The organism is Enterococcus sp. DIV0755f (genome assembly GCF_051713725.1).
In the GTDB taxonomy this organism is placed as follows: Bacteria; Bacillota; Bacilli; order Lactobacillales; family Enterococcaceae; genus Enterococcus_D; species Enterococcus_D casseliflavus.
Window position 1 is genome coordinate 1,802,789 of sequence record NZ_JBIOQL010000001.1, and the last position, 14,302, is coordinate 1,817,090.

General features: G+C 42.8%; 9 protein-coding genes. 4 read left to right on the forward strand and 5 right to left on the reverse strand.

The features are described 5' to 3' along the window. Window positions 1-61: 61 nt before the first annotated feature. The 3 genes from addA to lepB form a co-directional block, all read right to left on the reverse strand. The gene (gene addA, locus IGI73_RS08195; protein ID WP_428207306.1) at window positions 62-3,739 is read right to left on the reverse strand and encodes a helicase-exonuclease AddAB subunit AddA; all 3,678 of its coding nucleotides are present in this window, start codon (window positions 3,737-3,739) and stop codon (window positions 62-64) included. Next, window positions 3,732-7,349, reverse strand: a complete 3,618-nt coding sequence (locus tag IGI73_RS08200) for a PD-(D/E)XK nuclease family protein (protein WP_428207307.1) — start codon at window positions 7,347-7,349, stop codon at window positions 3,732-3,734. The genes addA and IGI73_RS08200 overlap by 8 nt, the downstream gene beginning before the upstream one ends. 122 nt (window positions 7,350-7,471) lie before the next feature. Continuing rightward, the gene (gene lepB, locus IGI73_RS08205; protein WP_005226195.1) at window positions 7,472-8,020 is read right to left on the reverse strand and encodes a signal peptidase I; all 549 of its coding nucleotides are present in this window, start codon (window positions 8,018-8,020) and stop codon (window positions 7,472-7,474) included. A 214-nt stretch (window positions 8,021-8,234) separates the two neighbouring features. Here lepB and IGI73_RS08210 point away from each other — a divergent pair, with 214 nt between their 5' ends. Then, window positions 8,235-9,686: an NAD-dependent succinate-semialdehyde dehydrogenase gene (locus tag IGI73_RS08210; RefSeq protein WP_015509777.1), complete on the forward strand. Its 1,452-nt coding sequence runs from the start codon at window positions 8,235-8,237 to the stop codon at window positions 9,684-9,686. A gap of 112 nt (window positions 9,687-9,798) precedes the next feature. Next, window positions 9,799-10,395, forward strand: a complete 597-nt coding sequence (locus tag IGI73_RS08215; protein ID WP_005226197.1) for a nitroreductase family protein — start codon at window positions 9,799-9,801, stop codon at window positions 10,393-10,395. 63 nt (window positions 10,396-10,458) lie between these two features. Here the strand turns inward: IGI73_RS08215 and IGI73_RS08220 are convergent, their stop codons facing one another. Further along, entirely contained in the window at window positions 10,459-10,953 is a 495-nt protein-coding gene (locus IGI73_RS08220; RefSeq protein WP_005226198.1) for a hypothetical protein, read from the reverse strand. Between the two features lie 137 nt (window positions 10,954-11,090). On the opposite strand from IGI73_RS08220, the gene IGI73_RS08225 reads away from it, so the two are divergent. Both IGI73_RS08225 and IGI73_RS08230 read left to right on the forward strand, forming a co-directional pair. Beyond that, window positions 11,091-11,618 (forward strand): HdeD family acid-resistance protein, encoded by a 528-nt coding sequence (locus IGI73_RS08225; RefSeq protein WP_005226199.1) that lies wholly within the window; start codon window positions 11,091-11,093, stop codon window positions 11,616-11,618. Window positions 11,619-11,738: 120 nt separating this feature from the next. Next, window positions 11,739-12,182: a hypothetical protein gene (locus tag IGI73_RS08230; protein WP_016609260.1), complete on the forward strand. Its 444-nt coding sequence runs from the start codon at window positions 11,739-11,741 to the stop codon at window positions 12,180-12,182. 33 nt (window positions 12,183-12,215) lie between these two features. On the opposite strand, the gene IGI73_RS08235 is transcribed toward IGI73_RS08230, so the two are convergent. Further along, entirely contained in the window at window positions 12,216-14,150 is a 1,935-nt protein-coding gene (locus IGI73_RS08235) for a heavy metal translocating P-type ATPase (RefSeq protein ID WP_428207308.1), read from the reverse strand. Between the last annotated feature and the right edge of the window lie 152 nt (window positions 14,151-14,302).

Genomic DNA, 14,302 nt, shown 5'->3' on the forward strand with positions numbered 1-14,302 from the left:
TCACCTCTTTTACCTATTATAGCATATGACTTACGAAATGTAAGAAACTAGGATCGATCAGCTAGAATGCCACGATCATCTTAGGTTTTAACAGCACTAAATAGGTCTGTTTCACTGGTTTGTTCAATGCTTTCTCCAATGCTTGGCAATAGAGTTTTAATTGACCATAATATCGTTCGCGCATTTTCTGTTCAATCTGAGCCTGACTGCCGAACACATCATCTGTTTTAAAGTCATACAAAATGATTTCATCCGCCAATTCAATATAGCCGTCAATAATACCATGGATCAAAAGCGGCGCATCTGGTTCGTCAAACCCTTCAAAGATCGTATCGGCCTCTTTTAGCATCGAAAACGGCTGCTCCCGCTTCACCACATCAGAGAATTGGTTCAGCAGTTCACCTAGTTCAGTTTGATAAAACCACAAAATACTCGATCGGTCAATTTTTTTGGCGATTTCTTCAGAAAAAAATTGCTTTTTCACGAGTTCTGCAATCAGGAGCGCCAAAGTATCTTGTGTTGGCTTCATTCCTAAGGGGATCATTTGCAAAACCGTATGTGTTGCGGTTCCGATACTGCTGGCGAGAGGCTTCGTTTCTTGCAGAAATTTGGGTTTCGCCAATTCATCTTGTACGTAGCGATATTGCTGAGGATTCGTCTTCTCGGAAACCGACCGCCATTCCAACAAAGTGGTCTGTTGATCATCAGGATCGTTATAGAGTCTTTTCAATTCTGAAACAGATTGATAACTAGTCGTTTGGGTCGCTTTTTGATAAGGATAGCGATAGGCTAGGCGTTTCAAAAGATCATCGATATTGCTATCTGGCGCAATCAATCGTTTAGGCTCCTCGACTGGCGCAAGCGTCTCTTGGACTTCTTGCGTGATCGTTTCTTGATTCCACCATGATAGACGAAAATGAGCAGGATGATCGATCGTCCGCTTGCGTTCTGACGCTTCGGAGAATACTGCTTCCATATCTGGATGGCGCATCAGGGTCCGTCCGACCCAATCCATCAAGCTCCCCCGAGCAACAAGGCGCAACGCTGGATCAAGAACCATCTCGGATTGTGTCAAGCCAGATTGCCATGTTTTGAAGGCATCCGCTTGATTTTTATAGGAGCCTACTAAGAAAAGCTTCTGCTCTGCTCGTGTCAATGCTACGTATAATTTTCGCATCTCTTCTGACAAGGCTTTTTTCAAACGAACTTGCTTGATGGCTTGAAACGGCAGTGTTTCAAATTTAAGGTTTTCTGCGGGTTCCACATATTGGATCCCAGCCCCCAGCTGTTCTTCAAAGATATAGCGTTTTTGAAAGTCTTGGTAATTAAAGAATTTTGTTGTATCCAATAAGAAGACTACAGGAAATTCCAAACCTTTACTTGCATGGACGGTCATCACACGAACCGCATCTTCTACTGGTGTAGCTAATGGCTCTGCCAAGTCCTTGTTTTTTTCTTGCATCTTTTCAATGAAGCGAATGAATTGGTACAACCCACGGAAACTGCTCTTTTCATATTTCTCCGCTCTGTGAACCAATGCGGCTAAATTGGCATAGCGCTGCTGACCTGCAGGCAGTCCCACGACATAATCCAAATAGGCAGTATCCTCATAGATTTGCCAAAGTAAGGTCGGGATTGGTAATCGTCGTGCTTCCTCTCGCCATTGTTCCAGTTTTGTTAAAAATCCATCCACCGTTTGCCACAAGGGTGACGCTTCTTGTTGCCCATGGTAATCCAATACTGCATCGTAGTAGTCGCTGGAACGATTCGCTAAACGGATCTCAGCCAATTGATCTTCTGTTAGGCCGACGATTGGCGAACGCAAAACGGCCACAAGTGGGATATCTTGGTACGGGTTATCAATGATCTGCAGCAAAGAAACGACGGTTTGGATCTCCGTTGCCTGAAAATAGTTTTGAGCATCATTGACCGCCATCGGAATCCCAAACTGCTTAAAGACATCTAAAATGACAAGATTGTTTTTACGTGTGGGGGTCAATAAGACGATGTCATTGTAAGTGATTGGTCGATTTGTTTTGGCTTTTTTGTCATAGATCATGAAGTTTGATTCAATCAACTCTCGAATCTTCAAGGCAGTGATCTGCATTTCACCTTCTGTTTTGTCATCGATCAATTGTTCTTCGGATTCATGCTCTTTTTCATATAACAAGAGCTCTGTGGCAAAGACCTCGCTTTCTGGAAAATCAGGAAAACCGGTAATCAAGGCTGCCGCCTCATCGTAAGGGATTTGTCCAACCCTTTCATCCATCAGTTGTTGAAAAACTAGATTCGTAAAATCCAATACATCGGAACGAGAACGGAAATTTTCTGCTAAGACGATTCTTCGCCCACCATTCTCTGTTTCAAATGCCAAGTATTTTTCGATAAATAGCGTCGGATCTGCTAGTCGAAACGAATAGATCGACTGCTTCACATCCCCCACCATAAACATATTGCCAGGGTTATGATCGACTTGTCTGACCCAATATAAAATTGCCTCTTGCAGCCGATTGACGTCTTGGTATTCATCGACTAAAACTTCTTCAAAGCGATCACGATAATAGGTCGACGCCTCACTTCCACTGCCATCTCCTTGTAAAATCTGCAAGGTGAAATGTTCCAAATCATTAAAGTCTAAACGGCCTTTTGAAAGCTTTCTTTCTTGAAATGCTTTTATAAATGCTTCGGTCATCGCTGCCATTTTTTCAACGACAGGTGCTGATCGATGAAGCAGCTCCATCATTTCAGCTGGTGGATACGGGAAGGTGGCTTTCAATTGCTCGACCAATTTTTTCGCATCATCGCGTAAGGGCTTGATTTCTTGGGACAATTCCTTTTGTTCTGGTTTGCGAAAAGCTGGGTAACGACCAAAACGCAATGTTTGGATCTGCTCATAGAAGCCATCGACATCGTCTGCATCCAGCAGAGCCTTTAAGGTTTCCACCATGCCCAATTCGGTATCGATCAACTGTGCCGCTTTTTCCATCGCTTCATCAGAACGGGCATAGTCTTGCGCCGCCTGCAGCAAATGCGCCGCTGTCTTCAAATTTTCTTGCAAAGTCGGTTTGATTTGCGATTGGTACAGGATATTTTCAGCAAAAGTTTCTTTGCCGATATAGTGATCACTTAGATGAGCTAGCCAGTTGACTGGATCTGGATTGGCTCGGGCAAAGTCATAAAGAGACAGGATCAGATCCCCGACGCCTTCATCAGAACGATCACTTGAAAAATTTTCCGTCAAACGAAAGAAGGCTTCATCATTGGCTTCATATTGTTGATCTCTCAGCTGTGTCCAGATTTCTTCTTTCATCAATAAAATTTCGGTTTCATCGGTCATCATGCGGAAATTGGGATCTAAATCGATCAAATAATAAAAACGCCGAATCACAGTTAAACAAAACGCATGCAAGGTAGAAATGTTAGCTGTCGGCAACAGCTGCAGCTGACGAACGAAGTGCTGGCGCTTTTGCTCGTCACTTTCTTGATTGATGGCCTGTTGCAATGCCACTTGAATCCGTTCTTTCATTTCTCGAGCAGCTGCTTCGGTAAAGGTTACGATCAGTAAAGAATCGATCGTCGTTCCTGCTTTTAGCTTTTCGATCACTCGCCGAACCAAAACGGTGGTTTTGCCTGAACCCGCTGAAGCGGAAACGAGGATATTATCCCCTTTATCAAAAATGGCTTGCCATTGGGTATCCGTAAAGGTTTCATTTTGCGGTTTTAAAGGGATCTTACTCATCTTCTTCCTCCCTTAAGCGATGGATAATCTCATCTTTAGATAAGTTTTCTAAACGGTGGTACTCATTTTCTTTCAACAATACATCAAAGTCACAGATGCTGCGAAACGGACAAAATTCACACGCCCGTTTTTTGTCTTTTATTTTATAAGACGGGTTTAAGGCGATTTCACCGCTCAACAGCTTCTCACCGCTTTGCTGCATGTTTTTACGATTGTGTTTTCTTAACAGTTCAAGCTCTTCTTCTGTATAAAACTTGTTTTTCGCCTGCGTTGTTTTTTGATAATTGCCGTTTTTGTCTTTTCGAACAGGGAATATCGGTGAATTTTTGCTGGCTTCAACATCCTCATCTAGCAACGGGAAAACAGCCGGTTCGTCAATAAACAACCCGTCATACTTGAAACGTTTTAAACGTTCTTCTTCACTGGCTTCTTGTCCGTCCAAAAGCGGATTATGCACATGCAGATAATAAGCCCCCGCTGGTCGCACATTTGGCGAACCAACCAGTTGGACAGCATCCGTCAATGCGACATCGAGATAGGTGATCAACTGCATCGCAAGTCCGTAGTATGCTTCAGAAAGGTCAAAATCTCGGCTGCTAGATTTATAGTCAACAACAGAAAGCCATTGTTCTTCTTCCGTTTTCGCCGTATCGACACGATCGATCTTCCCCCGCACATGCAGTTTCCCGCCAGAACTTAATGGCAATTCGATCCCATTGATTCCATTTGAGCCAGCGATCTGACCGAATAGCACCTCCGTCTTTTCAGGACTAAAATGCATTTTTTGTCCTTGTTTCGCTAATGCCCACGCTACTCGCTGAATCGTCTTGCCTAATTGATACCGAATAAAATTCATCCGAGCAGAGCTCGTCAGTAAGCGATAACGGCTTTCGCCAAAAATTTCCTGCAAAACGACTTCCACAAATTGCACGCGTTGGTCAGCAGTTAACTGGGTCAAGGAAATATTTTCAGCAATCAGGACTTTGACAAAGCGGTCCAACGCATCATGGAAAAACTCACCGGTCATTGCTGGATTTAAGCCAAAAACTTCCCGTTCTTTTAACCGTAATCCGTAGCTGACGAAATACTTGTATTCACACTGATAGAACGTCTCCATCTGAGAAATGGAACTGTAGATCGATGGTCCATATAGTGCCGCAGCTTGTGCTTGAGACAAAGGAATCGGAATATTTTGATGAGTTTGGCTTTCAAATACTTGGGCAGCTAAATCTGTCCATTCCGAACGCAGCAGCGCTTGTTTCAGCTGCTCCCAAACCCTAGGCAAATTCTCTTTGTTTTTTTGCGCTTGCTGACTGAGGTTATTGATTTGATAGATCAGGCCACGGTAACTGCCGACATAGTTTCTTGGATCGCTGACTAGCGTCAAAATCCCTCGCTCTTGCAGTGGGACATCCAAACGTTTGACCACGCGATCTAAATAAGGCGACATTTTGATGTTTTGCTGGGTATCAAAATTAACGGCATAGGACAGTGATAAGTGTTCCGTTGCTGAAAGCAAGACAGAATAAAAGGCAAATGGCTCTTTGACACTGCCTTCCACCACTGTATCTCTAAGGTATTTTTCACCATTGAACAACTGATTGAAATGCTGACGTTCTTCATTCGTCAACAACGTTTTGTTCTCTATTTTTCTTGGTAACGCCGTTTCATTCAATCCCGGTGCAAATGTGATCTTTGCTTGCTTTGGACGTGCCAGATCAAGGCGATTGATGTTGACTTGGTCGATCGCTGTTGGGATCTTCCCGAATGTGACATTTTCTAAGCCAGTCAATAAGACATCCTCAAAGAGCGCAAAATCAAAGGACTCTTCCCCATAGATCGCAGCATATTCATCCAGCAAATCCATCAAGGCTTGCCATGCTTGTTCATGATTACGGGCTTGATCCAACTTCCCTTGCTGGATCGCTTGATCTCGCCAATGCCGCAGTTGTTCTTCAACACCGGCATTCAGTAAAAAGCGATACAGCAGTTCGACCGCATCGCGGTTCGTTCTAGCAGCCGTCAGCCAGTCTAGAGTATCAGCAACATCTTGTTTAAAGGCCCTGCGCAACTGGTTGGTATACGCTGTCAAATCCACTTTATCCGTCTGCTCTTCTTCCGATTGTAAATACTCGATCAGTTCCCAATCTTCGTTTCTCGTCCAACTCGCTCCTTGGAAATCATGAGCCAACGCTTTGTTCTCGGTAATATCCACCAACTTACGAAACTGGTCACGCCCAACGAGCCAATCTGCTTCGGAGCGATAGGCTGCCGGTAAGTAAAGTTCCGTTCTAAGCAACCGTAAAATATCATTTAAGCGAAAGCCATAGGATTGACAAGCAAAAAAAGCATTCAAAAACTCAACCAATGGATGTTGCGCCATCATCTGCTCTTCATCGATATAAAAAGGAATCTCAAACTCAGTAAAAATTTTAGGGATATATTGATGATAGATTTCTGGTTCGGCGATCAATAATTGGATCTCTCGGTATCGTAATGCTGGGTACCGTTTTTTATCGCTCATCATCCCACGGATCGACGCTGCAATCTGACGGATCTCTTCTTCTGGATTCCCAACTTTCCAAATTGCCAGAAAGTCCTTCACAGAGGACTGTTGCTGATAGTTGACTTGTGACTGAGTCTGCCGCCAAAATGTTTCAATTTCATTATACGCCTGTTGCATCGATCCCTTCGCTTCCTTGTCTACCTCTTGGTTGACCGAAAGTTTCTGATCCAAATAAATCGGCACTTGATTTTCTCGGGCAAAACTGATCAATTGATAATAGGTTCGCCCTGCTTCATAAAACAAATTTAACGGTGAAGGCAGCTCTTGTGGATACCCACGATCCAGAAAAAGATCAATAATGACATGACTTTTTTTCATCAACACTTGAATCAGCTGCTGTTCCTGTGTTGAAAAAGCGGAAAACCCACTGATAATAAATAAGGCATGGGAAAGATCTGGTGCTTTGTTCATTGACACCGCGTTAGGCATTACTTGCTCCACTGGAGAATCATCCAGCAAGGAACCTTCAAGAAAGCGTGTCAACAAGGTGATCGGTTGTTCGACTTGTAATGCACGCTCCAGAAGTTCTTGTTCAAATCGTTGAAATATTTTCGCTAATTCACTGTATTTTTTCTCCTCGTCTTGGGTTGCGCTTGGTGCAGCACCACCTGCCAATAAATCTTCGATCCCCAATCGACTTGTATGCATTTCTTGATAGAACGCCAACAATTGCTGGATAAAACCCGCTTTGTTGATCTCACCACGGTATAAGACGAGTTCTTCTTCTAGTTCCAAAAGCAGCTTACGCATGATCATGGAGGCACCATTTTCGGTGATGGCATTTTGAGAAAGCAAGCCGGTTTGCTGCAAATAAAACCAAGCCAAACGGTGAAAACTATACACTTGCGCGCGAATAGAAGCAAAATCTTCTACGCGATCCTCTTTCAGTAATTGAAGGATCTCACGCTCTCGTTCAAATTTGTTGTAGTTAGGTACCAGAAAAAATACTTCTTGATGGTCTTTTTCTAACCAACTTTTTGCATTTTCTATCACTGCTTGATCATGACGACAACGGCCATCGCCAAGGATAAATCGTAAACTCATGAAAGGACTCCTTCTCTCCATCGTCTTTTAAAAAAAACACTAAAAATCAGCGACACGCTTCTTCAAATGCGTCTTTGTTTTTAAAAGAATCTCCTTAAAAACAAAAAAACGGTCGCAGAATTTCACTCTTTGCCTAGCATACCAAAATCGGCAATTGGCCAGAATACAAATTTTACATCACCCAAAATCGTTGCTTCATCGATCAGACCTAATTGACGACTATCTTTGGAAATTCGGCGGTTATCCCCTAACACTAAAATTTGACCTTCAGGAATGACTTCAACACCAAATAACCCCATATCAAAATCACTGGTCAATGGAAAGCCATCTGTGACAGCTGCTTTGAATTCATCCAAGTAGGGTTCATCATATGCTTGTCCATTGATATAAAGGGTATCGTTTTGATAGGAAACCTGATCGCCAGGTAAACCGATCACGCGTTTGATATAGTTTTTGCCTGCTTCATCCGGTGCTTCAAACGTTATGATATCGAAACGTTCGATCTCGGTATTTTTCAAAGCAATCACCCGCTCACCATCATGTAATGTGGGGTCCATCGAATCTCCTTTTACGATCACAGGAGTAAAGACATACTGTCTTAATAACAAGAGGAATAAAGTGAAGATCACGACAAATCCTACTGTTTTTAAAAGCTCTTTTACTTGTTGCACGCGTCCCTCACTCCTTGAATATTTTACTATATTTTCCAAGAATCGAACAAACATTCTTATTTTTCTATTCTACCATAAAATGATAGGAGCAGGACATTTCCCCTTTGGTTCTTTACAAAAATTTGGAGAATCAAGAGACTTGCATATGAATTGTCATCCTTTCTGATCCGTGCTAGGGTTAAATAAGAACCCATTATTGAAAGGAAGTGCCAAGATGAACCAACAGTTACCACAAGTACCAACAAAGTTATTGATTAACGGAAAATGGCTTGAAGGAACAAAAGAGTCGGTTTCGGTTACCAATCCTGCCACTAATGAAGAACTCGTAAAAGTCAGTCAAGGAGGGATCGAGGAAACCAAGCAAGCAATCGATGCCGCAGCGATTGCTTTTCCCGAATGGTCAAAACGCTCCCCTCGAGAACGTGCCGATTTGATGAACGTCATTGCTGATTTGATGGAGGAAGAAAGCGATCGTTTAGCAAAAATCATGAGTATGGAACAAGGAAAACCATTAAAAGAAGCGGAGGCAGAAATCCAATCCAACGTTGACAATTTCCGTTGGAATGCAGCTGAAGCGCAACGGGTCTATGGCGAAGTGATTCCAGCCCCTGAACACAATCATTGGCTGGTACGCAAAGAAGCGATCGGGGTTGTTGGCGCGATCACACCTTGGAACTTTCCTTCTAACATGATTGCAAGAAAAATTGCACCTGCTATGGCCGTTGGCTGTACCCTTGTTATGAAACCATCAAAAGAAACCCCACTATCCGCATTAGCTTTAGGCGAGCTTTTTCAACAAGCAGGACTTCCAGACGGGGTCGTCAATATCGTCTTAGGTGATTCTTCTGAGATTGGGAAAGAATTGACCGAAAATGAACAAGTCAAAAAAATCACCTTTACCGGCTCCACGAAAGTTGGGATGAAATTATATGAACAAGCAGCACCAACTCTGAAAAAAGTTTCATTGGAGTTAGGTGGTCATGCCCCGTTTCTTGTTTTTGCTGATGCTGATTTAGATTTAGCTGCTGAAAAATTAATTGCAGCAAAATTCCGCAACAACGGTCAGGTCTGTACATCCCCCAATCGAATTTTTGTCGAAGAGTCCGTCAAAGACGCCTTTACCAAAACATTACTAGCGAAAATGGAAACCGTAACGGTCGGCAATGGTCTGGAAAACCCTACTGTTGGTCCTTTGATCAACCAAGCAGGCGTTGAAAAAGTCATCGAGCAGTTGGAAGATGCGGTAAATAAAGGAGCTAAAGTTTTACTCGGTGGTAAAAAGCTTACTGAAGGTGAATACGAAAAAGGCAACTTCTTCGCACCAACGGTCATCGATGGGATTACTTCTGAGATGGCTATCTACTATGAAGAAACCTTTGGACCTGTGATTCCATTGATCTCATTTACGGATCGACAAGCAGTCATCGCTGCGGCAAATGATACGGAATTTGGACTAGCTTCCTACTTCTTTTCAACGAATTTGCAAACGATCTCGAATGTAGCCCAAAACCTCCAATATGGGATGGTTGGGGTCAATGACATTGCGATCTCAAATCCGGCGGCTCCCTTCGGCGGCGTCAAGCATTCCGGTTTTGGTCGTGAAAACGGCAAATATGGCCCTGAAGAATACGTGACCGTTAAATTCATTGCTATCGATGCCCAATAAGAAAAAGTCAGGTGCGTTTGCCTGACTTTTTGACGTCCCAAGCATTTTCTTTTACTAACATTAAGTAAGAATGTATACTTCACTCTATGACAATAGAAAAGGTGGGAATACGATGACAAAATTTCTTGATACAATCAAACAGCGCCGCTCAATCTATGGGCTAGGTAAAAATGTGGCTCTTTCCGACACTGAAATCGAAGACATTGTGAAAGAAGCAGTGAAAAATAGTCCAACTGCGTTTAACGCACAATCACCAAGAGCCGTGATTTTATTTGGCGAAGCCCACGAAAAATTGTGGACATTAACAGAGGCTGCGTTAGAACCATTGACACCACCCGAAGCGTTTGAAGCGACAAAACAAAAACTTGCTGGTTTTAAAGCGGGTTACGGAACCGTTCTATTCTTTATTCACACGGATACCGTGAAAAATTTGCAAGAGCAATTTGCTCTATATGCAGAGAACTTTCCCGTTTGGGCAGAACAATCGAATGGGATCGCTCAAGCGAACGCTTGGACCGCTTTAGAAGAAGCTGGATTAGGTGCCAACTTACAGCATTACAACCCTGTCATCGATGATGCTGTTGCAGCTGAATGGTCAATTCCTGGAAATTGGCAACTGCGGGCGCAACTAGTCTTTGGTTCAAAAGAAAGCGAACCGAACGAAAAAGAATTTCTAAGTGACGATGAGCGCTTCCGCGTGTTCCATTAATCAATTTTCGACCTAAAAAAAGACCCTTGATTACGTCTTAAACTGGCAGTAATCGAGGGTCTTTTAGTCCTTTGTTCCTTGATCATGATCGACTAAAATATCGATCGGTGTTCCTTCATTCAAGTGTTCTGACAAGAAAACAACCAATTCTGCTAATGGCTGCTTGAATTTCATTAATGGGCCTCTCATCCCTCTTCGAAAATAGTTCATCTTGATGGGCTGCCCTTCCTTTTCTTGAAATAAAACGACTCGATCGATCTCTTGGTATAGTACCCCTTTGATACTCATTGGATGGACAATGATTCGATCAAGTGCTAAGCCGCGGCTATCTAAAACAAAGCTCAAAAAGACCAAACCCGAAACGATCCCTCGCACCCGATTATCAAGTGCCTCTTCCATCATCACCATAGACAGGATAATCATTACTGAAAAAATCGTAATGGCGACCTTGCTTAGTTTGCGCTCCACAGCAAGAAATTGAATGTCTTTCCTTACCACGAATAAATAAAGGTATAAAACGATCGTAAAGGCACACATCACTAGCGTTAACCCACTCATAATACTCTCCGTTCTGTTTTCTTTTCCTTATTCTACCAAAAAACCATCTGATACAAAAGGCTTAGCCTATTTCGTAGGTTTTTTGATATCTATTTTAACAAGAATTCGGTACAATAGGAAAAAAAGGAGGAATTATCATGAATGCATTTTTTGATAAATTACAACGCTATGATTTACTTCGTGCCGTCGTATATATCGTCTTTGGCTTCATCATCTTGATTGCACCACGATCTGTCTTCAACACGATCGTTTATCTTGTTGCCGGGTATATTGCATGTTTAGGGATCATTAGCTTGTATACGAGCTACAAAGAAAAACAAAAGGGCTATCGCAATGTGCAATCCGTCTCTGGTATCTTACTGTTGATTGCGGCAGCTGCGATTTTAGTTTTTGCCAAAGGATTACTTGCCATCGTGCCATTTTTCTTAGGAATCATGATCACCATCAGCGGTTGCACCCGATTGATGGCAAGCTTTAACCAAAAACGCATTGGCTTACCTTATATCACTAGCTTGATCATCAGTCTATTGATCATTGCTGCAGGGATCATCCTAGTATTGAATCCCTTCGCCACTTGGTTGTTGTTCTTCCAAATTTTTGGCGGGATCTTGATTTTCATGGGTGCCTCCGATGCGGTCAACCATTTTCAACGAAAAAGAGCCTAATAAATGAGAATGTTTTAAAATTTCCTACGAATCTAACATCTACATGTAGACTTTTCCCGCTATTCCTTTTAAAATAGGAGATATCAAACAGTCAGTCCATTGACACGCGGGAGGTGCGACATGAAGAAAATCAAGCAAGCAGCAAAACATCCAAACGATGTACCGGTAATTTTTTTGACCGATGCAACTGGCAAAGTCGTACGAAAAATCTCGATCAATGAGTGGCGTGCGCTTAAAGCAACCCCTGACCAGATCGAAGAACTTGATATCAAATTGTATCGTGAAGCAATCAGTTTCTATCTTCAAGAAGACTACGCAAAAGCAAAAGATCTTTTGCATTTCTTGATCAACAAAACAGACTATAGTCATTATGAATACGTGGAACGACTAGCAAATATCTACCGCATCGAAAACCGTCCCGCTAAAGAAAAAGACCTGTTACTGACTGCTTATCATGCAATCAAACCGTTGGATTCCTCTGAAGGGATTTTAAGAAGGATCGAAAATCGATTGCAAAAAATCGATGCCTTTGATTTTCCAACTTCGACACAATTCAGTCATTAAAAAAGCAGCTATCCTTCGATAGCCGCTTTTTTTTTATGCATCTGGCAGTTTGCGCAAAAGGCGCAACCCGTTAAACAATACAATCAACGTACTTCCTTCATGGGCAAATACCCCCAGTCCAATATTCATTTTTCCAAATAGATTCAACCCGACTAATAATGCGACGATAAACATGGAGAAGAAAATATTTTGCCAAATGATTCGATCCATTTTCTTCGCTAAGCGATAGGCATACGCGAAGCGTGAAAGATCATTTTTCATGATCACGGCGTCCCCCACTTCGATAGCAACATCTGACCCTTCCCCCATCGCAAAACCGATGTCTGCCTGAACAAGTGCGGGCGCATCATTGATGCCATCCCCCACCATGGCGGTTTGTCCGTAGGCTTCTTGGAGTGCTCGAACCGCTTCCGCTTTGTTCTCAGGTAGCACATTAGCCGCCACTTGATCAACGTTTAGCCGCTTTCCGATGGCTTCCCCAGCAGACGCACTATCTCCGGTGATCATAACGGTATGGATCCCTTCATTTTTTAAATAACGAATCACAGAAGCTGCCTGTTCGTTCGGCTCATCCATCAAAGCGATGATTGCGACAACCTCTTCATTGATGGAAAAAATGACCATCGTTTTTCCTTGCGCCTCCAGGTGACGGTACTGTTGCTCCAACGAACCTGTTAACTGGGAGTTTTCGGTTCTTTTTCCTAATCGATAGGTTTTTGTTCCTGAGACGGCTACTAAACCGGAACCAATCTCATTCGTAACCGTCAGCTGTTCGCTTTGCTGCCCTTTATTGTTCTTCTCAAAATAAGTAACGATCGCATCTGCTAATGGATGATTGGCTTGTTTTTCCAGCGAAACGATGATGGAAGCGGCCTCTGCTTGATCGATGGCTTCAGCGAAAATGACATCCGTGACCGTTGGTTTTCCGACGGTCAACGTGCCCGTTTTGTCAAATGCCACCGCTTTGATCTGAGCAAAATTCGTTAAGTAGTTGCTGCCTTTAAAAAGAATCCCTTTTTTCGCTAGATTTGAAATCGCAGATAAACTAGCAGGTACCGCACTTGCCGCTAACGCACAAGGAGACGCTGCAATCATCATCACGATCCCGCGATAAAAACTGGTATACCAATCCCAACCAAGTAGAAACGGTGCTGTTAAGATGAACAAAGGGACTGCAATGAAAACAATGGTTACATAGATTGGTTCGATTTTTTTGATTCGTGTTTCTGTTGGTGACTGATTCGACTGTGCCGCTTCAACGACTGAAAGAATTTTGGCAAAGACCGTTTCCGAGCTGTCTTTTGTGACTTCCATCAAAAATGTTCCATTGCCATTGATGGTACTGCCATAAATTTCGTCTCCCGCTGTTTTTTCTCGCGGTATACTCTCGCCATTGATGGAAGCTTCGTTGATGGCACTCGTGCCAGAAAGAATCACCCCATCTGTTGCTAACTGATCACCAGGCAAAACTTGTAAAATATCCCCTTTTTTTATCTCTGAAGCAGCAATTTTTTTGGCTTTCCCATCTGGGCCCATCAAACGTGCTTCCGTTGGATTCAATTTGAGAAGATTGGTGATTTCTCGTCGGCTTTGCCCTTCCGCGTATTCTTCTAAAAAGTGAGCACCAGCAAAAATCAAAATCAGTAAGGCTGCCTCATTAAAATTGCCTATGATCATTGACCCTATCGCTGCTAATAACATCAATAGATGTACATTTGGCGTAAAGCGCCGATTGATTCTTGTGCTTTTTACGGTATCCTCGATCCCTTCCCACGAAATGTGGTAGCCCGCTAATAAAACTGCAGCAAAATAAACCCCGTCTTTTACCCATTGATTCGAAATAAACAGCGCCACTATAAAGAAGATTACCCCCGCGAAGTAAACTTTACGAGGAAACGTCCCATGATCATGGGTATGCGTATGTCCCTTCGTTTTTGTGTGCTCATGTTGACAAGTATGTTCAGCCATCATCAAAACCTCCTCTATTCCATCGAACATATGAACGATCAATCATGTTTATACTCTGATTATATATGAACAAACAATCATATGTCAACCGAAATAAGTTTTTCTTGTGAAATGTAAGCGTTTATGGTTTAGAGAATGCGGATGGCATGCTA